The organism is Agrobacterium sp. M50-1, from assembly GCF_049843495.1.
GTDB lineage: Bacteria > Pseudomonadota > Alphaproteobacteria > Rhizobiales > Rhizobiaceae > Agrobacterium > Agrobacterium radiobacter.
Genome location: NZ_JBBHZH010000008.1, coordinates 90655 through 114876 on the forward strand (window position 1 = coordinate 90655; position 24222 = coordinate 114876).

Sequence of the window (24222 nt, forward strand, 5' to 3'; positions counted from 1 at the left end):
GTGCAGGATGAGCGTCGCGGTTGTCGCCCATTGCGATTGGAGCATGGCGCAGAAAAAGCGCTGGATGGCTGTGGCCATCAAACGCGGCGGAAACTGGCATGTTCAGCCTCCGGAACTCGTCGGTGACACGTCGAGCTTGTTCGACCGGCTGCAGCGTCGCGCCGTAGATCCTGGCTCGCTCCTCATCGGCTTCGACTTCCCGATAGGCCTGCCGGAGGCCTATGCACGAGCAGCCGACATCGGCTCTTTCCGGGAGGCACTGGCATCATTCGGCTCCGGGATCTGGTCGGATTGGTACAATGTTGCTGATCATCGCGACCATATCTCGCTGCAGCGCCCGTTCTATCCCGTCCGCCCAGGTGGCACGGCGCGTGCCCATCTCTTCTATGCCCTCGGGATTTCTGACGCGTCATCGCTCCTTCGCATCTGCGAACGGGCGACCGCCGATCGGCAGGCCGCCTGCATGTTGTTCTGGACGCTTGGCGGCAATCAGGTTGGCAAGGGTGCGATCTCGGGATGGCGGGAAATCATCGTGCCGAGACTGAATGAGATCGGGCTGTGGCCGTTCGATGGAAACTTGGCCGAACTCGCGGGCAGCCAGCCGGTCATCGTCACGGAAACCTATCCCGGTGACGTGTACCGTCGGCTCGGCATGCCCCGAAGTGGATGGAGCAAGCGGCGCCAGGCGGACCGGATTGTGATGGGACAGACTATGTTGCCCTGGCTTGCAACGCGGCCGAATCTCGATACCAGTCTGCTTCAGCCGTTCATCGATGATGGTTTTGGCTCGGACAAGGCAGGCGAGGATCGTTTCGATGCCGTGGTTGGACTGCTGGGCATGCTCGATGTCGTCGGCGGCCGGAGGAGTGAAGGCATTCCAGCAATTGGGGCTGTTCGCAAATGGGAAGGCTGGATCCTCGGACATCATCGTGGTGATGTGACGTGACTTGAAAAAAGGTGCGGCACGTTGGCGGCAACTCACATCAAGTCTCCGGCACCCTGAAACAAATTGCGCTCATTTGATTCCGACTCCCAGATTTTTGATTCGGAACTCGAATACGACGATTCACCAACGCCGTTCGAGGTCGAACAGGTCGTCTTGACGTGAGATGACGTGCCCGCAACTCGAAACAAATTGTGGTCATTTGATTCATAGTTCAGCGCCGTCGATTCAAATCCCGATATTTCCGATTCTGCCGAACAAGGCTTGCGCCGGTGGACCGGTCCCCTGACCATTGAAGAGGTTAGGCACCGGGAGGAACAGCATGAACCTGAAGGCAGCAAGGCAACGACAGAAGGCGTTTCGCGACGCCAACAGAAGGGCGAAGCGGCCTGACAGGGATGATGTTGCCCGGGTGGCGCTGTTCTGGCTAATCCGGCGGGCGATCGAAATGGGTCAGCAGATGGAGCTGGAGAAGTTCCAGAGCAAGATCGTCTCGATGCTGGCAGACCAGGGGTTCGATGAGCGCGAATCCGACGCAGTGTTCGACGACCTGGTCGCCAAGTACCGTACGGGTGGCTTGCCGTTTCGCAGGAAAATTCACCTGATCTATCCCGACGGCTTCGACGAGGAGGATAGATCGCGCCCACGTCCATTTGGTCTTTTGGCATCGGCTCTGCTTGCCCGCCGAAGCCGATCAACGCCTAACGGCGTTTGACGGGATTACGACTGCTCCCCCCATTACTTCGTAAAACGCCGTTTGATTCTGAATCGGATTTCCCGAGAAGCAGGCGGCTCCAATCCTTCCTTAATTCGCTTCGCTTAGCTCGGCCGGCCCCTCCTCGTGGAGGGTCCGAGTAACGAACATCATGAAGTGAAATGACCAAGCTAACTGCAATCAAAGCCTTCCAGCGTAAGATCGACGCCTATTGCGAACTGCGCCTCTCGACCGCCTTCTCCAGCGCCGAAGCCGAAGCCCTTAGGGCATACATGCGGCGACTCATCGAGCGGAGGTGCGGGCCGCCCAGGACGGCGGGCCGCACCGAGTGGGATGTCGTTGCCCGCATGACTGGGGTCGATGTTCGATCGCTTGCATCCCATCACCGTTTGATTGACCCCGGCTTTGATGCCATCGTTCGTTGGAACCGGGACGGCGGACAAACTGCTGAAGCGGCGCAAGAGGGCCTCCCGAAGCTCGGAGACGCACCGAGGTCAAAGAAGGCCAGCACCGAGAAACCGAAGCCGATAATCAAGTCGGCACCTCCGAAAATTGCGCGTCCCCAAGTTGCCGCCGCGGTGCATTCGCCTAGCGTGAAGGTCGAGTTTCCGGAACCCTTGTTTCGAGAGTGGGATGACCCTGCCGATTTCGCCGCCGCGCTTCAGCTTCACATGCGTCGCCACGGTGAGACCTACTGGGTTCTCTATCGATCGGTGGTGCGACCTGATGAGCCCATGGACAAGAATACGCTGCTGAGTTGGATCGAAGGTCGGCGTGTCCCGCGCAGCACCGACAGCTTCGATGTCCTTGGCCGTATCGAACGCCGTTACCGCCTCCCGGAAGGCTATTTCAAAGCGAAGCTGCCGCACCAGTCACGATCGGCGTCCGGGTTTAATCTCTCGGGTATCGATCCTGCGGAGCGACGGAGGATCGCATGGCATCTGCCAGATGACTTCAATTCTCTTCCGTTCGCCAAGCGCGAGGAAATCCTCGATTGGGTCCGTCGCGTCATCATCAGCGGGTCGACGGACTATCGCAAGTTTCAGGCTGCCGCGGCGAAGCAGCGCTATGCCATCCGCTTTCCCGGCGTATCGTATGGTGGGCGCGCGCCGCGTGATGGAAAGATCGCGGTACCGGCCAACTATGAGGAGACTTGGATTGAGGATCCCGACCTGTTGTCCGGCGTCATCGATGCGCCGCCGACACTTGCCATGGAGATGGCCGATCTGGTTCGCTTCAAGACATCCGCGCTGACCTCGATTGGATTTCAGCGAAATGGTGTCTGGGGCGAGGAAACTGCTTCCCAGAAGATCGAGCATCTCGGCCTGATGTTCGGCGCACTTGCGGCGTCAAAGGCGGGAGAGATCAAGGGATATGGGGTGCCACTGCGTCAACTGACCTTCGGGCTGCTAGTCTTTCCTGGCGTCTGGGACTGGTATTTGCAATGGCGCGAAAGCCGCCGGGGCTTCTATACGGCGTGGGAAGTTGACATGCTGCGGATCGCCTTGGCAATCACCAAGGAAAGCACCGGGTGGCTTCGGCAACATCCTGAACTCTTGGCGCGTGTCCAGCCTATTGCCGGTCTCGTCTCGCAGAACGAGATCGATTATGCCCGGGAGGACTGGCATGGCGCCTGCGAGGATTTTCACAAACACGCATCCCACCGTGTCAAAGAGATCCAGCGCATCGCCCGGGTGCATCGTGATCCCTTCGAGCCGATCATGCCCGTGCTTGAAGCCGACAGCCCGGTCGGCGAATACCGGAAGATTACCGAAGAGATCATCCGCCTGATGCCTGACGAGGAGCGCTATCCGCGTCCGGCTGCCGAGGCGGTTCGCTCGTTCCTCATGCTGAGGCTAGGGCTGCATCTCGGGCTTCGCCAGAAAAATCTGCGGCAGTTGATGCTATGCCCACGGGGACAGATGCCGCGTCCGGAACGGGTGCTCGAAAAGCTCAAGCGCGGAGAAATCCGCTGGAGTGACCGAGACGGTGGCTGGGAGGTGTTGATCCCGGCAGTGGCTTTCAAGAACGCCCATTCGTCGTTCTTCGGAGACAAACCATTTAGGCTGGTGCTGCCCGATCTGCTCGACCTCTACCGCCACATCGATGACTACGTCGAGCGGCATCGTTCGGTCCTTCTTAAAAGTGCTGCCGATCCCGGGACGTTTTTCGTGAAGACGGTCAAGATAACGAGTACCGACGCAGCCTACGACATCACCAGCTTCTATGAGGCATGGCGGCTCACGATCCAGCGCTATGGGATCTACAATCCATACACCGGCCGTGGGGCGATTAAAGGTTTGTTGCCCCATGGGCCTCACAACATTCGTGATGTGCTGGCGACCCACATCCTGAAGCAGACCGGCTCATACGAACAGGCGAGCTATGCGATCCAGGATACGGCGGACATGGTGGCAAAGCACTACGGCCGGTTCCTTCCGCAGGACAAGGCGGCATTGGCTGCACGAATTCTCAATCAGGTTTGGGAAGCGGCCTAGTCACGCAGCATGCCCGGGGCGGAAATCATTTCCGCCCCGGGCTTCACTTCTTGCCTTCTCGCGCCCATGGCGGCGGCTGCTTGTTCTCGATCCACGGAAGAAGTCGCAGCGGCTTCGGTTCGATGGTCGACGTAATGATGGGATAGTGCTTGAGCGCGCTGCGCATCAATGGAAGGCCGGCCGGATTTGTGTATCGCGTGTTCGTTTCACTGCCTTCGCTCAATCGCCCCGAGATGTCATCGATCACTTCAGACGGGACGCCGGCCTGCTTCAGGGTGTCTGCCATGCCGTGGCGAAGGGCATGAATGGATCGCTCCCACATCTTTTCGCCGAGCGCGCTCCGCATGACAGGGGTGAAAGTGTCGTAAAAACGATCTCCCGGATCGTTCTCTGTCTTATCCGAGAACAGGTCTGGGAAGAGAGCTTCGTATCCTAGTCCTTTGATCGCCTGATAATAGTCGAGGAAGCCCAATCGGACCAATTCGTCGGGCATGGGTAGTAGTCGTTTTGATTGCGCGGTCTTCAATCGCCTAATGCCATTCGTGCGAAGGAGGATGACATATCCGTCCTCGTCTTTTGCAATGTCGTCGACCGCGAGTCCCGCGAACTCTTTGCGTCGGGGGCCCAGGTAAGTGAACAGGATCGGCAGATAGTAAAGCGAATCGTGGAAGACGTGCTTGCCCGTTTTCCTCCGTTTTCCGCGTAGATGATCCTGCGACCCCGTATAGATCGGACTTGCGAAAATCGGAGCGATGTCTTCGGGCTTCGGTTTGTATTGTTGGTGACGGATGTCGCCTGCTTTGGACTTTCGTGGGCGCAGGCCTTCAAAGGTCCAGTTTTCGATTTCGAACCCATGGCCTTTCAGATGCTTCAGGAAGTGCTGTAGGTTTCCGAAGTGCTTTCGGATCGTTCCGGCAGCAAGGCCAACCTTCGCATCGGCACCCGAGGCCTCGGCTGCTTTGCGCAGCTCATGGCCTTTGGCGCGCAGTTCCGGCGCCGACATGATCCTCATCCGGCTGCTTCGACCCCAGTCTGTCGGGATGTCGTTGAAGTGCTGACGCAGCAGGCCGATGTGGTACTGCTCGACCTGCCCGGAATGCTCCACGCCATGTTCTACAAGAACCGATTTGAACATCCGCACCAGCGCCATGGCGTCTCGCCCCGTTTCTGCGGTCCATTCTTCGCCCATGTTCGCGATGAGTTTCTCGCACTCTTGCTCGAAATCCGCGACAGCAACCATTCTCTGGCTGGGCTTTTGAATGCCGAGCGCCTCATTCTCGGTTGGCGGTGCCGTCCGTGGCGAAAGTTCGAGGTAAGCAATTTCCGGTGCTTCCGGGATGTCGGTCTCCTTCGGCGCCGGCTTGCTCACTTTGGCCAGCCTCAACGAAGAAGCGGCAGCAGGTTCAAGCTCGACGGTCTTCTTCTCGATCACGGATCTGTTTGCTCTGCCGCCACCCGTGAATTCGCTTGAAGTCCGGTCGACCAGCTCATGCCGTTCGTCGATATCCAGGAGAGCCGCAGCGCGGCCTTCGAACATTTTTGACATGGCGCGTTCGCGATTGAGCGCCGTGTCCTCAATCTCGAAGTGGTAGATCAGTCGTCTGATGCCGTCTTCAAATCCAGGGCTACGCGCCGTACTCAGCTCGCCGCGATAGTTCGCCCGGATGGCATCGACATGCGAGGCGGGGACGCCGTTCTTCAGCAGATAGGTGAGACCAGGGCAATCGCCTTCTAAGATGAGCTCCGACCGGGTCCCGAACTTTGCCAGGAGTTGGCAAGCCCATCCAACCTCGAGATCGAGCTCCATCTCGACGACATCGCCACCGCGGCCGTTGCGCTTGGCCATCGTGCTGATGTCATTGAGCCTCTCGATTTCTTCATCCCGTACGTGCTCGAACAGGATCTGGAGCTGCTTCTTGGTGGTCATCACGTCCTTCGAATTCATCTTCAGTTCGGCCAGCCGCGTATTGAGCTTCCGGCCGATCATCTGAGCCTTTCTATGGTCGGAACAATGAAGGCTGAGTGAAAGGCGAGTGCCGGGACGGCAGTGGACGAAGACGGCCGGTACGCGTGCCCGCCAATAGAAGATGTTTCCGCGGCGGATCAGATTCTCGACCTCGTGGCGTACGGCCATGACGAATGCCCTGTCTTCCCCAGGGCTCGTCCATCGCGTTGTTTCGCGTGGGCATCACCTCTGGGCACCAGCTTTGGGCATCAGGTCGCCGATGATGCCAAAACGATATCCGGCACGACTGGAAAATCAAGGAATTAAGGGCTTTTAGGGAGAATTGGCTGGGGAACCTGGATTCGAACCAAGATTAACGGAGTCAGAGTCCGTCGTTCTACCATTGAACTATTCCCCAAAAGCCCGAAGCACGTTGCCGTGTTCGCTTTGGTGGGTCGTCATATAGATGATTTATTGCGGGGCGCAAGTCGAAAAAATCGAAAAATGCGTTTTATCCCTGTTTTGCGTTTCGTCTCAGGGGTCAGAGCCGTGCGCGGGTGGAGCGCGGGGTGGAGAGCAGGAGGCTGGTCTCGCTGCCGGTAATGCCGGGCACCAGGCGGATGCGGCGGAGCACCGCGTCGAAATCGCTGAGCGTGGCGGCGTTGAGTTCCACGATCAGGTCCCAGCGGCCGTTGGTGCTGTGGATTTCGGATATTTCCGGAAAACCGCCAAGGGTGCGGATGACACGATCAGTCACATGGCCTTCAATCTCGATCATCATGATGCCGCGGATCGCCGCCTCCACCGCGTCGGCGCGCAGGATAACGGTGTAACCGATGATGGTGCCGTCATTTTCCATTCTTTCGATGCGCGAGCGTACCGTCGCGCGCGATGTTTCCGTCTCGATTGCGAGATCAGAAATGCTGCGCCTGCCATTGTGTCGCAAGAGGGTGATGAGACGTTCGTCGAGATTATCCATGATGACCAATTCGATAAATCAATTTTATCAGATTGATAGCTTATTTCGATAATATTGCCAATATTTGATGTTCATTTCGCCAGATCACTGTGTTGAACTGGGCTTGTTGGCAGGAAAGCGAGGACGGGAATGGAAATCAGGTTGATCGGTGCGCCGCTGCAGATCGGGGCCGGGCAATTGGGGTGCGAGATGGGCCCCAGCGCCTATCGCGTCGCGGGGCTGGCGCACGCTCTCGAAGAACTGGGGCATCGGGTCGTCGATACCGGCAATGTGACGCCCGCGCCGCTGCGAGAATTTCACCATCCCAACCCGGCCGTGCATCATCTGGCTGAAACCGTGGCCTGGACGGAGGCGCTGACAGAGGCTGCCTATCGCGAAAGCGCCGGCGCCGTGCCCATCTTCCTCGGCGGCGACCATGCGATTTCTGCGGGAACGGTCGCCGGCATGGCGCGCCGGGTGGCCGAAACCGGCCGGCCGTTTTTTGTGCTCTGGCTTGATGCCCATACCGATTACCACACGCTGGAGACGACGCGCAGCGGCAATCTGCACGGCACTCCGGTTGCCTATTTCAGCGGGCGAAAGGGGTTTGACGGTTATTTCCCGCCGCTTTCCCATGCGGTGCCTGAGGAAAATATCGGCATGATCGGCATCCGCAGCGTTGATCCGGCCGAAAGGGCCGCTTTGGAAAAAAGCGGCATCACCGTTCACGACATGCGCTCGATAGACGAACATGGCGTTGCCGTTCTGCTGCGCGAATTTCTGGCGCGGGTTCAGGCGGCAAACGGCCTTTTGCATGTCAGTCTCGATGTCGATTTTCTTGAGCCGTCTATCGCACCGGCCGTCGGCACCACGGTTCCGGGCGGCGCGACGTTCCGCGAGGCGCATCTCGTCATGGAAATGCTGCATGATAGCGGGCTGGTCTGCAGTCTTGATCTGGTGGAACTCAACCCGTTTCTCGACGAGCGCGGCAGAACCGCGACCCTGATGGTCGATCTTGCCGCCAGCCTGCTGGGCAAGCGGGTTATGGACCGCCCGACGCGGGCCGGTTGAAAGGGGTGATGTGATGACCGTGATACCGAACCTCAATATCGTGCCCTTCGTCAGCGTCGATCACATGATGAAACTCGTGCTGCGCGTAGGCATCGATACGTTCCTGCGCGAGCTTGCCGATGTGGTGGAAGAGGATTTTCGCCGTTGGGAAAGCTTCGACAAGACGCCGCGCATCGCCTCGCATTCGAAGGAAGGTGTTATCGAGTTGATGCCGACCAGCGATGGCACGCTTTACGGCTTCAAATATGTCAATGGCCATCCGAAAAACATGAAGGAAGGCCGCCAGACAGTGACGGCTTTCGGCGTGCTTTCCGATGTCGGCAATGGTTATCCGCTGCTCCTGACCGAGATGACGATCCTGACGGCGCTGCGCACCGCCGCAACATCAGCCGTTGCGGCGAAATATCTCGCCCGCAAAAATTCCCGCTCCATGGCCATCATCGGCAATGGCGCGCAGAGCGAATTCCAGGCGCGCGCCTTCAAGGCCATTCTCGGCGTCGATACGCTGCGCCTTTTCGATATCGATCGGTCCGCCAGTGAAAAATGCGCCCGCAATCTTGCCGGGCAGGGTTTTGCCATCAAGATCTGCGAAAGCGCGCAGGAAGCGGTCGAAGGGGCTGACATCATCACGACAGTCACCGCCGACAAACAATATGCGACGATCCTGACCGACAACATGGTCGGGCCCGGCATTCACATCAACGCCGTTGGCGGCGATTGCCCCGGTAAGACGGAGTTGCACCGGGATATTCTGTTGCGATCGGATATTTTCGTCGAATATCCGCCGCAGACGCGCATCGAAGGCGAAATCCAGCAATTGCCGGCGGACTATCCCGTTACCGAGCTCTGGCAGGTCACTACCGGGGAAAAGCAGGGGCGGGGGAACGACAGGCAGATCACGCTGTTCGACAGCGTCGGCTTCGCGACGGAAGATTTTTCGGCGCTGCGTTATGTGCGCTCGAAACTGCCATCCACCGGGCTTTATACGGAGCTTGATCTGCTGGCCGATCCGGATGAGCCGCGTGATCTGTTTGGGATGCTTCTGCGTTGCGAAGCGGCTCTCGTCTAGAGCATCTCCGGCGCCGGCAGGCCTAATTCGGTTCCTTCTTCACCATCTGGCGGTTCTTGCGGGCAACCACATGTTCCCGCCAGATGGTGAAGAGGCCGGCGGCAATAACGATTGTCGCACCGATGACCATGTTTGATGTCAAGACCTCGCCATAGACGGTGACGCCGATGATGGAGACGAGCACCAGCTGGTAATAGGAAAAGGGCTGCACGGAGGCGGCATCCGCCAGTTCGAAGGCCTTTATCAGGCAATAGTGGCCGCTCATGCCGGTAATGCAGAGCGCCAGCATCCATCCCCAATCCTGCGGCGCGATGCTGACCCAATAAAACGGACCGACCAGCGTCAGGGCCGCCGCACCGGCCACGCCGGTGTAGAAGAAGCTTGTCATCGCCGAATCGCTTTTGCTGCCGAGGCGGGTCAGGACGCTGTAAAGCGCCAGCATGAAGGTCGCCGCGAAGGTGATCATCAGCCGGTTGTCGAAACCGTCGCCCTCTGGCTTGAGGATGACGAGAACGCCGATGAAGCCGACAAAAATGGCGCTCCAGCGCCGCCAGCCCACATGTTCTCCCAGCAAAGGCATGGACAGCGCCGCAACGATCAGCGGTGCGGAGGCAAGGATGGAATGGCTGTGCGCCAGCCCGACGACGGCGAAGGAGAAGATCGAAATGACGATCTGCACGGCGAGAAGCACGCCGCGGCCGATCTGCAGCCAGGGACGGTTGGCCATGACGGCGCCCCTGATGCCGCCCGCCGACCTTGCGGCCATCAAAAGAACGAAGACGGCAAAGGCCCAGTATCGCAGCATGGCGATAAAAACCGGCGGATAAGCGCTGCCCAGATGCTTCGAAATGCCATCCTGCGCCGCAAAGATCGTGAAAGCGACAAGCGCATAAACAAAGCCGGTCCTGGGTGATGGCATGAAAAAACCGCTATCCGACCGCCGCCGGCAAAAGAGTATTCGGGGTGAATGAGGTGGGTAACAGCCATATGTTATGACGGCACCTTGTCAGACAACCTTATTTTCCGAATAGCTGCCATGCAAGTCCGGAAGCTGCCTTCTCCAAGGTTGATTGCCGGAACGTGCTTTGCGGTGCTCTCCCCTCATCGGCGCGCTTGCCACAGGGATTTCAGCCAGCCTAAGTCATTGACCGAAAGGGATGCGTCCCGCGGCGTCGACGCGCATCGGCTGGCTTCCCGTGACGAGCACAGGAATGAGGAGGGTGGGTGCGCCGGCCTGTTGTCAGATCTGCGAGGTGCGGCGCGATGCAGATCGGCGTGGAGCCTGGATGATGTGGCCTGCTGCCGAGGGCCTTCGCACAGGCACGGCTGTCCGCCGTCAACAATTGCGCGGCGGACAGCGGGTTCAGCAAGGCGCACAGCGCCTCGGTTTTCTCTTCAGCCGATCTTTACGGCCGCCTTCGAGGCGGTGGATTTCAGCGCAGCGTCGGCCAGCTTCAGCGCGACCAGCCCGTCCTTGATGGAAGGCGAGGGCGCGACATTGTTTTCGATGCTGTCAATGAAAGCGGTGATTTCCGCGGCATAGGCGGCCGTATAACGCGTCATGAAGAAATCATGCAGCGGCGGGCGGGTGTAACCTTCCGCATTGGCGATTTCGATGGAAACCGGGCGCTGGTTTTCGGCTGCTGCCGAACCGAGCGAGCCGTGCACTTCGATGCGCTGGTCGTAACCATAGGTCGCGCGGCGAGAGTTCGAAATGACCGCCTGCCTGCCGCTTTTCGTCGTCAGGATGATGCTGGCGCTGTCAAAATCACCCAGCGCACCGATCTCCGGATTGACGAGAACCGAACCGGTTGCAAACACGCTTTCCACTTCCTCGCCGAGCAGGAAGCGGGCCATATCGAAATCATGAATGGTCATGTCGCGGAAGATACCGCCGGAGACCTTGATATATTCGGCCGGCGGCGGGCCGGGGTCGCGGCTGGTGATGGTCACCATTTCCACCTTGCCGATGCGGCCATCTTCAATGGCCTTGTGCACGGCCTGGAAATGCGGGTCGAAACGGCGGTTGAAACCGAGCATCACCTTCGCACCGGTTTCCTCAACCACCTTCGCGCAGGCTTCCGCGCGGGCAACATCGAGATCGACGGGCTTTTCGCAGAAGATCGCCTTGCCGGCCCGGGCGAAACGCTCGATCAGGTCGGCATGGGTGTTGGTCGGCGTACAGATGATGACGGCATCGATCGTCTTGTCGGCCAGAACCTCATCAATCGTGCTGACCTTGCACTGCGCTTCGCGGGCGATTGCTTCCGCAGCACCGGCCATGGCGTCCACAACGGCGACCAGCTGCGCACGGCTGTCGGTGGTGATCGCCTTGGCGTGGACCTTGCCGATCCGTCCAGCGCCGAGCAGTGCCAATTTCGTAACCATCTTTCCTCCGGTTTCTCACACCCGTCTCTCACTCCCGGAAAGACAGAATATGAATGCAAGCAATGTTTCGATATGGAATATATGTTCTATTTTGCTAGATCGACATCGCAGATGTGTCAAGCGTTTTGAGAGGGGACGGAACAGCGGAAACGGCATCGCTGAAAAGGCGCCGTGCGGGGTGGAGCAAGGTGGGTGAAGGCGACCCGTTCAGTCGGAGATCATGTTCGCCTCTGGCGGAAGTGCGTAAACCTCGACCGGGGTTTCGAGGCCACGCAGCAGCCATGGGCCGAGATTTTCGAGCTTTTCCTGATGTCCTGCCATGCGGACGAATTCTTCGGAGAAAAGCACGTTGCGCCCGGTCTCCTTGGTCAGCGTTTCCAGCCGCGAGGCAATATTGACGGCGGGGCCGATGACGGTGAAATCGAGGCGGGTTTTCGAACCGATATTGCCATACATGACATCACCGACATGCACGCCGATGCCGTAACCCAGGGGATCGTGGCCCTTCCGACGATTGATTTCATTAAGCGCAACGAGGCTTTTCTGGGCGCTGGCGATGGCTTTCAGCAGGTTTTCGCAGGCCTTGGGATCGCTGAGCGGGAAAATCGCCAGCAGCCCGTCGCCCATGAATTTCAGGATTTCGCCGCCGAATTCCTCGATGGGATCGCACATGGCGTCGAAATAACCGTTCAGAAGCTCGATGACGTCATCGCGCGGCCAGAGGTCGGAAATATGGGTGAAGTTGCGCAGGTCGCAGATCAGGATCGCCGCGCCGACCGTCATGCCGCTGCCGCGTGTCGTTGCGCCATTGAGGATCTTTTCGCCCGCATGCGGCCCCACATAGGTTTCCAGCAGGGTGCGCGTCATGCGGTTTTTCAGGCGTATTTCACTGACCAGCGCAAGCGCCGGAAGCAGGTTTTTCAAGGCGAGGATTTCGCTGTCGGAAAAACCGCCGGGCCGGTCACTGGAAAATGTGGCGACATGGCGCTTGCCGAAGGTGTGTTCGATCGGCCAGGCGCAATAATCCGTCAGCCCTTCAGCCCGCAGATCTTCGTAGATCGTATAGCCGGGTTCATCGATCTCCTCTCCGTTCAGCCGGTGGCGAACTTCGGTGGCGCCCTGATGAATGTCGTTGATGGGGCTGTTGAGATATTCGGGCGTATTTTCAGACCCATAGCCATAGGTGGCGATCTCGGCGGAGGACAGGCCGGCTTTCCACAGGATGCGCGCGCCAAGCCATTGCGGATGGCGAATGCGGAAAGCGAGCACGCCCCGCGCCACGGAAATTCCGCTCGCCCGCAGCCTGCTGCAGAGTTCCACGAATATCTCGTCGATAAAGCGTTCGTCCTTGGTGCCGGTGATGAGCCAGTCGAGAATTTCCGTCTTTTCCGCTGGCCACAATTCATCCAGTGCTGAAGAAACGCGTTCTTCGGTGTCGAGACTTAGTGTCATGGCAGGATTCCGGAGGTTGTTGCTGCTCTCGCACAAGCGGGGCACATGTCGCACTCGGCCGAACATGGTCGCTCGTGAACACCCATGTGGTGCCGAATAACGAAAATGTTAAGAGAGGGGTGCGGAAAATGTTCCGGAAGGGATTGGCGTCATCAGGCCACGCGCGCCGCCCGGATGTTCCAGCGAACATTGTCCCCCGGCGGCGCTGAGATTTTCGGTGATCGCTGGAAGGATCAGATAACGGTTTCGACGGGAATATGCAGTGCGGCGGCAACGCGTCGGATGCGCAGCGGATCGCTATCCGTGCCGTCTTCCAGGGCGCGTATTTCGCTGGTGGTCAGGCCGCAGGTCACGGCAAGCTGTTCCACCGTATATCCGGCGAGATTGCGAGCGGTGAGGACCTTTTTGGCGAAAGGAGCATCGGTTTCGTGATCAGAATCGGGTTGTGAGACTGAAATTGTCATTTGCATCTCCCTGATGGTGGACACTTAAATGCGGGCGGCAAAGAAAAGTTGCCGGGCCGAATGCGACCGCGTTGCCGGAGAAGAAATCGGTGTTGCAACGCAGCGAGGAACATAGCGGCTTCATCCACCTACGCAATAGTTAAATTTTGTTAAGATTCGTGATCGCCGCATTGCTGCGGCACGTCTTGCCGGGAAAACGCCGAAAAACTGCCGTTTTTTCGGGTTTCCGCGGGGTTAGGGCGGTTTTCGCTACAGCATGCCCCAGGCGCGAAACCGGCCACGACCCGTTACTTCCCGCAATTCCAGCTGGTTGGCGAGGCCGATCGCGCCCTGCGGCGTGGTGCCGAGTTCCTTGACGATCATCGCCGCTGATACCACCGGCCGGGAGACGACAAGTTCCACGAGTTCCGGCAAACGTGAGGAGGAACGCCGGCCGGCCAGTTTGCGCATCATGCGTTCTCGCGCATGGGTCAGCCGGTCATGTTCCTTCATGCCGGCTTGCGCCGCTTCGTAAAAGCTGTCGAGAAGGGCGATAAGGCGTTGCGTCTGGTTCCGGGCGTGCCGGCGCTCCCGTGGGATCGCGCGGAGACCGGCGCTGAGGGCCGGCAGATGATCGGGCGTCACGGCGCCATCGCGCAGAAAGGCGGAGGCCAGAAGCCGGCCGAGCCAGGGGCTGCGTTGCAGCACCTCGATCATGTTCCAGGCGTCGAGCAGGATGGCGGTGCGGAGAATTGCGGGTAAATCCTCCGTCCGCGCGTGCACCTCCCACCATTCTTTCAGCCGTTCATCCTCGTCCCAGTCGGGTTCGTTGATGATCGCATGGCTTTCCTCCCGGTGCATCGTCGGAAGCGCGTTGCCGGTGGTAATCGCATCGAGCGTTGCGGCGCTGCGCGCCAGAAGCGCGTCCAGCTCGGAAAAAGCGCCATCCAGTAATGTTTCTCCCTCTGTGTCGGCTTCTTCATCAAGAGAGTGATCAAGCGTTTGTTTGGGGGGCGCTGCCTCTTCGGCAAGCGCGGCCCTGCCGCGGAGCCTCGAAAGGCCCGGCGCGGTAAAGGCCCAGCCGGCGGCATTGGAAAAGATCAACCGTCTTGAGCGGAGAATCCGGTGCGCCGCCGTCATTTCATGGGTCGGTGCGCGCACATCCATATGCGCGTCGTGCAGCACCAGATCTTCCATATGGACGAGTTCGCCATCCACCCACATGGAGGAAATGGCGTCGGTGAAATCCTGCCTTTCGATGAAGCCTTGTTTCATCGGTGACCGGTCGATCCGCTCGTCCAGCCGCGCCAGCGCCTCGCCGGCACGGGCGGCGGCAATGAGGAGCTTTTCGATCTGGACGTCGGATATATCGTAAATCATTGATATTTTTTAGTTTGAGCGCGGGCGGCTTACAAGGCGGATCACAGTCGCGGCGCTCTTGCTTTCGCGGTTTCCACCCAAAATCCCGACGAAAAGACGGGTGGCCAAAGGTCGGGAGCCACAAGGGTCTTGGCAGTCGTGACCGTTTCCTCGGCAATATCGCAATGCGGTATAAACTTGCGCACTGCAATATGACGGGTATATACCCCCACCGAGAGCGACAAATTATCACACCTTCCGTTCGCCCTTCCATCTCCAGACGAAGATGAATTGGAGTTTACCCGTGAATATTATGGCAAATGGTCCTGCCACGGCACCGGATCAGAAAACCCGTTTGAAATCCATTATCGGCGGATCGGCGGGCAATCTCGTCGAATGGTACGACTGGTACGTCTATTCGGCCTTCACCCTTTATTTCGCGCCGGTGTTTTTCCCTTCCGGAAACCAGACCGCCGAGCTCCTGAGTGCGGCCGCCGTTTTCGCTGTCGGATTTCTGATGCGGCCCATCGGGGCGTGGTTCATGGGCACCTATGCCGATCGCAAGGGCCGCAAGGCCGGCCTGACGCTGTCAGTGACGCTGATGTGTCTCGGTTCGCTTTTGATTGCGATCACGCCCGGCCATGAGACGATCGGCATTGCCGCACCGGCCATTCTGGTTTTCGCCCGTCTTCTGCAGGGTATCAGCGTCGGTGGCGAATATGGCGCCAGCGCAACCTATCTCAGCGAAATGGCCGGAAAAAACCGCCGCGGTTTCTTCTCCAGCTTCCAGTATGTGACGCTGATTTCCGGTCAGCTTCTGGCGCTGGCGGTGCTTCTTGTGCTGCAGCGGGTTCTGACGCCGGAGCAGCTTGGCTCCTGGGGCTGGCGCATTCCCTTCTTCATTGGCGGCATCCTGGCGATCGCGGTATTCTATATCCGTCGCGGCCTTGCCGAGACGCAGTCCTTCGAAAACGCCAAGGCGGGTGAGGCCGACAAGCCGAAATCCAGCGGATGGGCGTTGTTCAAGCACTATCCGAGGGAAGCGCTGATGGTGATGGCGCTGACCTCAGGCGGCACGCTCGCCTTTTATGCCTACACGACCTATCTGCAGAAATTCCTCGTCAACACGTCAGGTTTCAGCAAGGAAAGCGCCACCGAAATCACCACAGCGGCACTCTTCGTCTTCATGCTGTGCCAACCGATTGCCGGCGCGCTTTCGGACAAGATCGGCCGCAAGCCGCTGATGGTGGGCTTCGGCATTCTTGGCACGCTGTTCACCTACGCAATCTTCAGCACGCTTTCGACGACGACTGATCCGATCATGGCTTTCGCTCTCGTGCTGGTCGGCCTGCTGATCGTTACCGGTTACACTTCCATCAATGCGGTGGTGAAGGCGGAAATGTTCCCCGCCCATATCCGCGCGCTTGGCGTGGCTCTGCCCTATGCGCTGGCAAACACCATATTCGGCGGAACGGCGGAATTCGTAGCCCTGAAATTCAAGCAGATCGGCCACGAAAACTGGTTCTTCTGGTATGTGACGATCATGATCGCGCTGTCGCTGGTGGTTTATGTGAAGATGCGCGATACGCGCGATCACAGCCATATCCACGAGGATTGAGCCCTTCCGTTCTATCCGAACCGATAAAAACCCCGCCTTCCCGGCGGGGTTTTTGTTTTCAGCGCATTCAGGCGGCTTCGACCGGAAGAACGATGCGGGCCTCAAAACCGTCCTGCCTGCCGGGCGTCGGAGAGGAGAGCACCAACTCTCCGCCGGTCTGCTCCACCAGGCTTTTGACGATGGCAAGGCCAAGCCCGGTGCCGTCAGCCGTGGTCTGGCCTCGGGTAAACCGCGTCGTCAGCTTGGGCAGGAGCGCGCCGTCGATTGCCGGGCCGGAATTCACGACGCGGATCGTGCCATCCGTTTCGGCGACGACCTGCACGGGGCTTTCCGGCGGGCTGTGGATCAGCGCGTTTTCGAGGAGGTTGCGGATGATGATACCGAAGGCATCCGCGCCTATCCTGCAGGACAGGCCGCTCTCGCAGCGATTGGTGAAACGGATGCGGGATGAGCCGATTGCCGTTCTCATCATATCGTCGATGACGAGTTCGAGAACGGGAATGAGATCGTTCGCCTTGTCGGTAACCCCGATCCTTGCTTCCGCCCGTGACATCTGAAGCAGTTTTTCGGCGAGATGGCCGAGATGCTGCAGGGATTTTTCGATATTTTCCACGCGCGGCGCGAGTTCCGGCGGAATATCGGCATGGAGCCGCTGCGCCTGCGCCAAGGCGCCGGCAATCGGCGTGCGCAATTCATGGGCGCTGTTGGCGGTGAATTCCCGTTCCGCCTCGATTGCCGATCGCAGCCGCCCGAGCAGCAGATTGACCGAACGGGCGATGGGATGAAGTTCGGCCGGAAAGGGCTGCGTTGGCAGCGGTGCGAGATTGCCGCCGTCCTTTTTGCCGATGTCGTCGCGCAGGGTCTGTATCGGTCGCAGCGTCCTGCGCACCACGACGATGACGGCGAAAATGCTGGCGGGAATGAGGATGAGAACGGGAAGCAGCAGCGCGGTGCCCGCCTCTTGGATCGCCTCGCGGCGATTGGCGAAGGCATCGGCGACCTGCAGGAAATAATTGCCGTCCGGTGTCGCAACCGTAAAGATGCGCTGGGTCGCGGTTTCGGAAAAACCGGGTTCGAGCGAGACCTCGAAGGGCTCCGTCGAACTGTCATGCGAATGCAGCACCACCTGTCCTTCACGGTCGCGAACCTGATAGGTCAGATATTCCGCCCGTTGCGACGTCTGGTTGAGCTTTTGCGCGGCAGGCGCGGTGTTGTTTTCCCTGAGGTCGTCCACCAGCAGCGGCAGCAGCCTCTCTGCGGTTTCCTCAACGCCGGCGTCGAAAATCTCGGCGAATTCGTCCTGCATCACCATGACGCCCAGTCCGCAGGCGAGAAGCCAGGATATGGCGACAACGCTCGTCAGCGCTGTGACGAGTTTGCGGGTCATGCTGGTCGGTCTGGCCATCTCTGCCTACTTGTAATTCTGCCTACCTGATGGTGTAGCCGACGCCGCGCACGGTTTCGACGCGGTCATGGCCGATTTTCTTGCGCAGCCGGCTGATATAGACCTCGACCGTGTTGCTCTCAATTTCCGCACCGAATTCGTAAAGCGTGTCGTGCAATTGCGCCTTCGAGACGACCGCGCCGGGATGCTCGACGAGTTTTTCGAGCACGGCCCATTCCCGGGCGCTCAGCGTTTGCGCCGTTCCATCGACCGTGATATTGCGCGCCACCTGGTTGATCTCGATGCCGGGCAAGCGGATGACGGGGGCCGAGCGCCCCTCGTAACGCCGCGAAACCGCCAGCATGCGGGCCGAAAGCTCGTTGAGATCGAAGGGCTTGACCAGATAGTCGTCCGCCCCGGCATTCAGCCCGGCAATCCGGTCGGAGACCTGATCATGGGCCGTCAGAATGATGACAGGTGTCGCGTCGTCGCGCTGGCGCAGGCTTTGCAGAAGGGTAATGCCTTCGCCATCCGGCAGTCGCATGTCGAGCAGGATGAGGCCGTAACCCATCGTCAGCGTCGCCGCCATGGCGTCGCCCAGCGTCTTGAACCAGTCGACAGCGTGACCCGCTGCGGCCACATGGTCTCGCAGCGCTTCCCCCAGCACATGATCATCTTCAACAAGCAGAACCCGCAAGACAGCTCCCTCTATCGCTTCGTCTTGCGTATCTCTTTCTCCGGATAAGCGTCAAGCACGGTGTTTCAGCTGTTCTGGCGCTGGGTGCAGCCGCCGAACACATCGAGCGAGGGATCGTAGACCGATGTGGAGACGTTCATCATGCCGAGGATGCTGTGGAAATAATTGTCGTGCGAGCGCCCGCCCTCTGCGGCGGTTTTTGCCAGGCAGGCTTTGTCCAGCCCCATGGATTTCGCAAAGTCGTCATCGTACCAGACCAGAAACGGCACATGGGTCTGCTGGTCGGGCGCCAGCAGATAGGGCGCGCCATGCAGATAGACGCCGTTTTCACCAAGCGATTCGCCGTGGTCCGATGCGTAGATCATGCCCGTCGCCAGCCTGTCGGAACGGGCCTTCAGCTTGTCGATCACGGTCGAAAGGAAATGGTCTGTATAAAGAAGCGTGTTGTCGTAGGAATTGGCGATTTCCGCATCGGAGCAGTTGCCAAGCTCGGCCGTGCGGCAATCCGGGGTGAATTTGCGGAATTCATCGGTATAGCGCAGATAATAGGTCGGCCCATGGCTGCCCATCTGGTGCAGCACGATGACGCTGTCCTTGGTGACGTTGTTGAGCCAGGCGTCGAGCTTGTCGAAGAAGATGTCGTCGCGGCATTCCCCACCGGTGCAGAAGCGGCTGTCATTGGTCGAGGGCAGATCGAAATAAGGGATGCGGTCGGCCACGTTCTTGCTGCCGGTATTGTTATCCAGCCATGTCGCGCTGACCCCGGCATGGACGAGAACATCCATGACGTTTTCATTGGCGAGCGCCTTGTTGTGACTATATTGCGAACGCGGGAACTTCGAGAACATGCAGGGAATGGAAATCGCTGTCGCAGTGCCGCAACTGGTCGTGTTCGGAAAATAGATCACGCCGCGTTTTGCGAGTTCGGGATTGGTATCGCGCCCATAACCGTTCAGGGAAAAGTTCGCGGCCCGCGCCGTCTCACCCGCCACGATGACGGTGATGCGGGGTTTGCGGACGCCGCCCAATGAAGGCAGAATTTTCGCATCCCTGCCGACCGGGCTAACCTGAATATCGACTTCCTTGTCGGCCAGCGTGAAATAATGAATGGCCGACATGATCGGCGACAGGGGATTGACGCTTTTGACGATATCCTTGTGCTGGCGCACGGCGGTGGTGAAGGTCTTGGAATTGGCGAAGCTGATGATGCCGGCGATGGAAAGACAGATCAGGATGCTGATCGTGTTCCACAAAAGCTTGTCGAGGATCTGCCGGTGTCTGATGCGGACGGCGATGATGACGAGGGACGGCACCAGTCCGTAAATCGCCATATGCCAGAGAAAGCCGGGCGTGATGAGATTGCCTGCCTCCGCCTGTGTCGTCTCCATGGCGTTGCGGATCATGTCGCTGTCGATGACGATGCCGTAACGATCCATGAACCAGGAAGCGGCCGCCGCGGCGAAGACCAGGACGATCAAAAACGGCTTGATGATATATTTGGCGGAAAAAATGATGATGAGCGCGCTGAGAAGGGCGGCCATGGCGACATAAAGCGCGACGATGGCAACCGGATAGGCGGAAAGATAGGTGTGAACCTTCGACCAGAATGTCCGGTTCGTGAAAAACAGCAGATAGGCCGCCGTCAGCAGGCTGAGCGGCACGCTGCCGATCTCCGGACGATACGTTACTGTTCCCGTCGCTTTCGCGGTAAAAAGAGCCACTGTCAGATCCACCAGATTTCCAATAGGCCTGCGGCAACGAAAAAGGGGCGGGAACGCCGCTGTTCAAGCTGCCGCATGGGCCGGTCAATGGCGGATGCTTCATTTTGCTGACATCAACCTGAAAGCTTGTCATGAAAGTGTCACACTCCTTGGTGGGTGTCTGGCGGGGGCCGCGTTTCAGATCAATGATCGGCTGGCGATGGAGCGGCTCAATTGAGCCCCAGAATGCCTGTGGCGGTGGTGCGGGTTGCAAATATGCGGGTGGCCCTGACCGGCAGCAGGCTGCCTGCGGGCAGGTTCTGGAAGGTCACCGTCGCGCCGGAAAGCAGGGTCAGGCAGAGATGACCACCATTGCCCACATAGATGGCCCGCGTGGGGGAAGGAAGCGGGTTCGTATCATCAGGAACAACCTCGAAAGCATGGGATGCCGGGGATTCGAGGCCTGCGGCGTGGTGTTCGTAAGTCTCAGCCATTGCTGTCTCCCGTAAATCGAAATCTGCCGCGATTATGCGGTACGCCGCGGCCGCGGGGAAAAGCGGGAACAGGAAATGTCCGTACGGGATTTAGGCCTTGCTTCCGGTTTGCCGAAAAGAGCGCCATTCTTTCCGTAATCTCATGTGGTTGCATCGCCCGGCCTGTTGCCGCCGATGCCGCGTAAACGGATGATGACGGTTTTTTTCGTCCACGGGTGCTGTCGCGTCAATTGCGGGTATGGAGAATGAAGGCCCTGACCGCGGGAGAGGCTTCCGTTTTCCGGTGGGCGATGGCGAGGTCGGAAGTCGTGGCGCTTGCTGCAAGCGGCACGTAGCGCACGCCGGGCAACCGCAGACAATCGAGCGAGCGCGGCACCAGCGCCACACCGAGGCCGATCGCCACCATGCTGGTAATGGTGGTGTAATCCCGGCCTTCCGGGCTTATCGTTGGCTGGAACCCGGCCTCGTTGCAGGCTTCTATCGTATTGTAATGAAAGCCGACATCCGGCGGCTGCCGCGGTGTGATGAAGGTCTCGTCGGCAAGGTTCTTGAGGTCGACCTGCAGCGCAAAGGCCAGGGGATGGTTTTCAGGAAGTGCGGCCACCAGCGGTTCGCGCAGAACCACATGGGTTGTGACACCTTCCGGAACGGGCGCAGGCGGGCGGATGAAGGCAAAATCCAGATTTCCGTCGGCGATCTTGGCGAGTTGCAGCCGCATCTCCATCTCGATCAGTTGCAGTTCCACATCGGGATGAGAGGCGCGGAAACTGGCGATGGACTGGATCATCAGGCCGGAATAGGCGGCCGAAGCGACATAACCGATGGAGATGCGGCCCGTCTCGCCGCGATCGACGCGTTTAAGCGCCGCAAGTGTCGCCTCGGCATTGGCGAGAATTTTGCGGGCATCCTCATAAAGAAGCTGGCCAGGCGTGGTGAGCTTCACCGATCGCCGTGTCCGGTCAAGCAACGGCATGCCGACGATCTGCTCGAGCGCCATGATCTGCTGGCTCAAACCCGGCTGGGCAATGCCGAGGCGGGCGGCGGCGCGCTCGAAATTGCGCTCATCCACCAGCGTGGTGAAATAGCGCAGGTGCCGCAGCTCGAACGCGTCCGCCCGGTTTGCCGGTTTCCTGCCCATCATCACTGCCTTTCCTGACGGATTTGAATAATTCCAAGCTATTATCCGTAAGAATTTTCATAATCAGTAGTTCTGAAAAAATCCAGTTTCACTTATTGGATCACAATCCGCTCCTTGCGTAATAAGATGACTTAAATTCTCCAGAAAAATAACCGTCTCATGGCGGCGCGGTTGATGAAGGGTCTTGGCGTGCAGGGAAAATCTAAACACATTTCCATTCTGGCGGGCGGTTGCGCTGCCATCGCCTATGTGGCGTTCGTGACCTCCGGCGTTGCCCTTGCGCAGGAAGCCGGAACGACGGTGCTGCAGACCATCACCGTGGACGGCGCGAAAAATCAGGACTCCAAGGCGCCGGTGAAGGGCTATGTGGCAAAAACCAGCGCCAGCGCCACCAAGACGGGGCGATCCCTGATCGAGACGCCGCAATCGGTTTCCGTCATCACCAGGGATCAAATGGATGCGCAGAATGTCCGTAATCTCAGCGAGGTGCTGAATTATGTGCCTGGCGTCGTCGCGCAGCCGTTTGGGGCGGATCCACGTTTCGATGCGCCGCGCATTCGCGGCTTTCAGGGTAACCAGCTGCAGTTCCTCAACAGTCTGCGGCTGATGCGCACGGCCGGTGCGCCGTCTTATGAGGTCTACGGTCTGGAGCGGGTGGAAGTCATTCGCGGGCCGGCCTCGGTGCTTTACGGTCAGGGTAATCCCGGTGGCCTCATCAATCTCATCAGCAAGCGGCCGACTTTCGAGCGTTTCGGCGAAGTCGGAGCGCAGATCGGCAGCTTCGATTATTATCAGTCGATGTTCGATATTGGCGGGCCGGTCGCGGATAGCGACAGTTTTGCCTATCGTCTGACCGGCCTTGCTCGCAATGCCCATCTTCAGACGGACAATCTGCAGAATGACCGTTATTTCATCGCCCCGGCGCTGACATGGCAGCCTGACGAGGATACGAAACTGACGGTTCTCGCCTCCTATCAGCACGACAATCCGAGTTCGCCGTCTGGCCTGCCGCCGGCGCTGACCTATCTGAGACCAGGCAATATGCTGGATCGCAGCTTTTCTGTCGGCGATCCCTCTTTCGATACCTCAAACCGCAAGTTCACCACTATCGGCTATGAATTCGAGCACCGTTTCGATGAGACCTTCACCTTCCGGCAGAATGCGCGTTATTCCAATTTTGACTGGTCCTACCGGGCGCTCGGCATGTCTTCGACCAGCGGCGGCATGATCGGCAATCTCATCCGCCGCAATGCGACGTTCCAGGATGAATTGCTGAACACCTTCAACATCGACAACAGCCTGCAGGCGGATTTTTCCACGGGGCCAGTCGACCACACCCTGCTTGTCGGGCTGGATTACCGCTATTTCGACAATAACGTCAAAACCGAGTTCTGGGCCGCGACGCCGCTCAATCCCGTCAATCCTGTTTATGGCGGGCCGATCAGCCTCACCTCGCGCACGCTTTATGCCGATGTTAAGACGGATATTTCCCAGATCGGTCTTTATGCGCAGGACGAGATGGCCTTTGAGAACTGGCGGATCACCGCCGGCCTGCGGCAGGATTGGGCAAGCACCGGCGGCACGACGTTTAATGGAACGACCTACCGCGCGCTCGACAAGGACGATCACAAGCTGACGGGCCGTGTCGGTGTCAGTTACCTCTTCGATGGCGGCATCGCGCCCTATGTCAGTTATGCCACCTCCTTCGAGCCGGTGCCGCAGCCGGCTGTCGGCGATGCGCCCAAGCCGACCACAGGCGAACAATGGGAAGTCGGCATCAAATACCAGCCCGAGGGTTTTGACGGGTTCTTCTCGGCGGCGATCTATGATCTGAAACAGAAGAACGTCACGACGACGGTGGGCGGGGTGACGCAGCAGATGGACGAGGCGCATGTGAGAGGCCTCGAACTGGAAGGCGTCGCAAGCCTTGCCGACGGGCTCGACCTGCGTGCTGCCTATACCTACATGGACAGCGAAGTCTCCGGCCGTGTGAATAACGGCAAGGAACTAGACAGCACGCCCCGGCATGCCGCCAGCCTCTGGCTGGATTATACCTTCCCGGAAGATACGGCGCTTGAGGGCTTCGGTATCGGCGGCGGTGTCCGTTATGTCGGAAAACGTTATGGCGATGCCGCCAATGCCTTCGAGATGAAGGGCCTCGCCCTGCTCGATCTCGGCGTGCATTACGAGAAGAACGGCTACCGCGCCTCGCTTCTGGTGCAAAACTTGACTGATAAAGAATATATTTCTAGTTGCTCCACTTTCGGATGCTATTACGGTGACGGCAGGACCGTTATGGGCAAGCTGACCTACCGTTGGTAACGCCATATCAAAGTGAAGCAGCAGGGGC

19 protein-coding genes and 1 tRNA gene are annotated in these 24222 nt (G+C 59.0%); 7 read left to right on the plus strand and 13 right to left on the minus strand.

From position 1 onward, the window contains the following. Positions 1-7: 7 nt before the first annotated feature. From WDZ78_RS18590 to WDZ78_RS18600, 3 genes are all read left to right on the plus strand, one after another. On the plus strand, positions 8-946 hold the full coding sequence (locus WDZ78_RS18590) for a DUF429 domain-containing protein (RefSeq protein ID WP_209787382.1): 939 nt from the start codon (positions 8-10) through the stop codon (positions 944-946). A 319-nt stretch (positions 947-1265) separates the two neighbouring features. Continuing rightward, entirely contained in the window at positions 1266-1658 is a 393-nt protein-coding gene (locus WDZ78_RS18595) for a hypothetical protein (protein WP_425673854.1), read from the plus strand. A gap of 161 nt (positions 1659-1819) precedes the next feature. Beyond that, positions 1820-4156, plus strand: coding sequence for a hypothetical protein (locus WDZ78_RS18600; protein ID WP_209787377.1), 2337 nt, complete (start codon positions 1820-1822; stop codon positions 4154-4156). Between the two features lie 43 nt (positions 4157-4199). Here the strand turns inward: WDZ78_RS18600 and WDZ78_RS18605 are convergent, their stop codons facing one another. From WDZ78_RS18605 to WDZ78_RS18615, 3 genes are all read right to left on the minus strand, one after another. Then, entirely contained in the window at positions 4200-6290 is a 2091-nt protein-coding gene (locus WDZ78_RS18605; protein WP_209787375.1) for a DUF6538 domain-containing protein, read from the minus strand. A gap of 155 nt (positions 6291-6445) precedes the next feature. Beyond that, positions 6446-6519 (minus strand) — tRNA-Gln (locus WDZ78_RS18610). A gap of 123 nt (positions 6520-6642) precedes the next feature. Next, positions 6643-7080, minus strand: coding sequence for an Lrp/AsnC family transcriptional regulator (locus WDZ78_RS18615; RefSeq protein ID WP_003508428.1), 438 nt, complete (start codon positions 7078-7080; stop codon positions 6643-6645). Positions 7081-7209: 129 nt separating this feature from the next. On the opposite strand from WDZ78_RS18615, the gene rocF reads away from it, so the two are divergent. Further along, the gene (rocF, locus tag WDZ78_RS18620) at positions 7210-8130 is read left to right on the plus strand and encodes an arginase (RefSeq protein WP_425673855.1); all 921 of its coding nucleotides are present in this window, start codon (positions 7210-7212) and stop codon (positions 8128-8130) included. Positions 8131-8143: 13 nt separating this feature from the next. Next, entirely contained in the window at positions 8144-9199 is a 1056-nt protein-coding gene (locus WDZ78_RS18625) for an ornithine cyclodeaminase (RefSeq protein ID WP_020010081.1), read from the plus strand. A 22-nt stretch (positions 9200-9221) separates the two neighbouring features. Here WDZ78_RS18625 and WDZ78_RS18630 read toward each other — a convergent pair whose 3' ends face one another. The 5 genes from WDZ78_RS18630 to WDZ78_RS18650 all read right to left on the minus strand — a co-directional run bounded on the left by WDZ78_RS18630 (position 9222) and on the right by WDZ78_RS18650 (position 14862). Next, positions 9222-10118, minus strand: coding sequence for a DMT family transporter (locus tag WDZ78_RS18630; RefSeq protein WP_020010080.1), 897 nt, complete (start codon positions 10116-10118; stop codon positions 9222-9224). A 476-nt stretch (positions 10119-10594) separates the two neighbouring features. Next, a complete protein-coding gene (iolG, locus tag WDZ78_RS18635) occupies positions 10595-11587 on the minus strand; it encodes an inositol 2-dehydrogenase (protein ID WP_026363582.1) in 993 nt (330 codons plus the stop codon). A 207-nt stretch (positions 11588-11794) separates the two neighbouring features. Then, a complete protein-coding gene (locus WDZ78_RS18640) occupies positions 11795-13039 on the minus strand; it encodes an adenylate/guanylate cyclase domain-containing protein (RefSeq protein WP_020010078.1) in 1245 nt (414 codons plus the stop codon). A 233-nt stretch (positions 13040-13272) separates the two neighbouring features. Continuing rightward, positions 13273-13503: a helix-turn-helix domain-containing protein gene (locus tag WDZ78_RS18645; protein ID WP_020809209.1), complete on the minus strand. Its 231-nt coding sequence runs from the start codon at positions 13501-13503 to the stop codon at positions 13273-13275. 249 nt (positions 13504-13752) lie between these two features. Further along, positions 13753-14862, minus strand: a complete 1110-nt coding sequence (locus tag WDZ78_RS18650) for an RHE_PE00001 family protein (RefSeq protein WP_425673856.1) — start codon at positions 14860-14862, stop codon at positions 13753-13755. A 292-nt stretch (positions 14863-15154) separates the two neighbouring features. Here WDZ78_RS18650 and WDZ78_RS18655 point away from each other — a divergent pair, with 292 nt between their 5' ends. Beyond that, a complete protein-coding gene (locus tag WDZ78_RS18655) occupies positions 15155-16459 on the plus strand; it encodes an MFS transporter (protein ID WP_162697150.1) in 1305 nt (434 codons plus the stop codon). Positions 16460-16526: 67 nt separating this feature from the next. On the opposite strand, the gene WDZ78_RS18660 is transcribed toward WDZ78_RS18655, so the two are convergent. The 5 genes from WDZ78_RS18660 to WDZ78_RS18680 form a co-directional block, all read right to left on the minus strand. After that, positions 16527-17864, minus strand: a complete 1338-nt coding sequence (locus WDZ78_RS18660; RefSeq protein WP_425673857.1) for a sensor histidine kinase — start codon at positions 17862-17864, stop codon at positions 16527-16529. 22 nt (positions 17865-17886) lie between these two features. Next, positions 17887-18540: a response regulator transcription factor gene (locus WDZ78_RS18665; RefSeq protein ID WP_020010073.1), complete on the minus strand. Its 654-nt coding sequence runs from the start codon at positions 18538-18540 to the stop codon at positions 17887-17889. A gap of 65 nt (positions 18541-18605) precedes the next feature. Continuing rightward, on the minus strand, positions 18606-20273 hold the full coding sequence (locus WDZ78_RS18670) for a phosphoethanolamine transferase (protein ID WP_425673858.1): 1668 nt from the start codon (positions 20271-20273) through the stop codon (positions 18606-18608). A 197-nt stretch (positions 20274-20470) separates the two neighbouring features. After that, positions 20471-20734, minus strand: coding sequence for a spike base protein, RCAP_Rcc01079 family (locus WDZ78_RS18675; RefSeq protein ID WP_003508451.1), 264 nt, complete (start codon positions 20732-20734; stop codon positions 20471-20473). A 226-nt stretch (positions 20735-20960) separates the two neighbouring features. Next, complete coding sequence (locus WDZ78_RS18680; RefSeq protein WP_004431656.1) at positions 20961-21875, minus strand: LysR family transcriptional regulator; 915 nt, start codon at positions 21873-21875, stop codon at positions 20961-20963. A gap of 156 nt (positions 21876-22031) precedes the next feature. On the opposite strand from WDZ78_RS18680, the gene WDZ78_RS18685 reads away from it, so the two are divergent. After that, on the plus strand, positions 22032-24194 hold the full coding sequence (locus WDZ78_RS18685) for a TonB-dependent siderophore receptor (protein ID WP_425673859.1): 2163 nt from the start codon (positions 22032-22034) through the stop codon (positions 24192-24194). The last annotated feature ends 28 nt before the right edge of the window (positions 24195-24222 follow it).

Excerpts from the sequence above, each read along its gene's own strand:
- WDZ78_RS18660 (WP_425673857.1), bottom strand. The coding sequence starts at position 17,864 with ATGGCCAGACCGACCAGCATGACCCGCAAACTCGTCACAGCGCTGACG.
- WDZ78_RS18645 (WP_020809209.1), bottom strand. The coding sequence starts at position 13,503 with ATGACAATTTCAGTCTCACAACCCGATTCTGATCACGAAACCGATGCT.
- iolG (WP_026363582.1), bottom strand. The coding sequence starts at position 11,587 with ATGGTTACGAAATTGGCACTGCTCGGCGCTGGACGGATCGGCAAGGTC.
- WDZ78_RS18595 (WP_425673854.1), top strand. The coding sequence starts at position 1,266 with ATGAACCTGAAGGCAGCAAGGCAACGACAGAAGGCGTTTCGCGACGCC.
- WDZ78_RS18625 (WP_020010081.1), top strand. The coding sequence starts at position 8,144 with ATGACCGTGATACCGAACCTCAATATCGTGCCCTTCGTCAGCGTCGAT.
- WDZ78_RS18655 (WP_162697150.1), top strand. The coding sequence starts at position 15,155 with ATGGCAAATGGTCCTGCCACGGCACCGGATCAGAAAACCCGTTTGAAA.
- WDZ78_RS18615 (WP_003508428.1), bottom strand. The coding sequence starts at position 7,080 with ATGGATAATCTCGACGAACGTCTCATCACCCTCTTGCGACACAATGGC.
- rocF (WP_425673855.1), top strand. The coding sequence starts at position 7,210 with ATGGAAATCAGGTTGATCGGTGCGCCGCTGCAGATCGGGGCCGGGCAA.
- WDZ78_RS18650 (WP_425673856.1), bottom strand. The coding sequence starts at position 14,862 with ATGATTTACGATATATCCGACGTCCAGATCGAAAAGCTCCTCATTGCC.
- WDZ78_RS18680 (WP_004431656.1), bottom strand. The coding sequence starts at position 21,875 with ATGATGGGCAGGAAACCGGCAAACCGGGCGGACGCGTTCGAGCTGCGG.
- WDZ78_RS18685 (WP_425673859.1), top strand. The coding sequence starts at position 22,032 with ATGGCGGCGCGGTTGATGAAGGGTCTTGGCGTGCAGGGAAAATCTAAA.
- WDZ78_RS18600 (WP_209787377.1), top strand. The coding sequence starts at position 1,820 with ATGACCAAGCTAACTGCAATCAAAGCCTTCCAGCGTAAGATCGACGCC.
- WDZ78_RS18675 (WP_003508451.1), bottom strand. The coding sequence starts at position 20,734 with ATGGCTGAGACTTACGAACACCACGCCGCAGGCCTCGAATCCCCGGCA.
- WDZ78_RS18590 (WP_209787382.1), top strand. The coding sequence starts at position 8 with ATGAGCGTCGCGGTTGTCGCCCATTGCGATTGGAGCATGGCGCAGAAA.
- WDZ78_RS18640 (WP_020010078.1), bottom strand. The coding sequence starts at position 13,039 with ATGACACTAAGTCTCGACACCGAAGAACGCGTTTCTTCAGCACTGGAT.
- WDZ78_RS18630 (WP_020010080.1), bottom strand. The coding sequence starts at position 10,118 with ATGCCATCACCCAGGACCGGCTTTGTTTATGCGCTTGTCGCTTTCACG.
- WDZ78_RS18605 (WP_209787375.1), bottom strand. The coding sequence starts at position 6,290 with ATGGCCGTACGCCACGAGGTCGAGAATCTGATCCGCCGCGGAAACATC.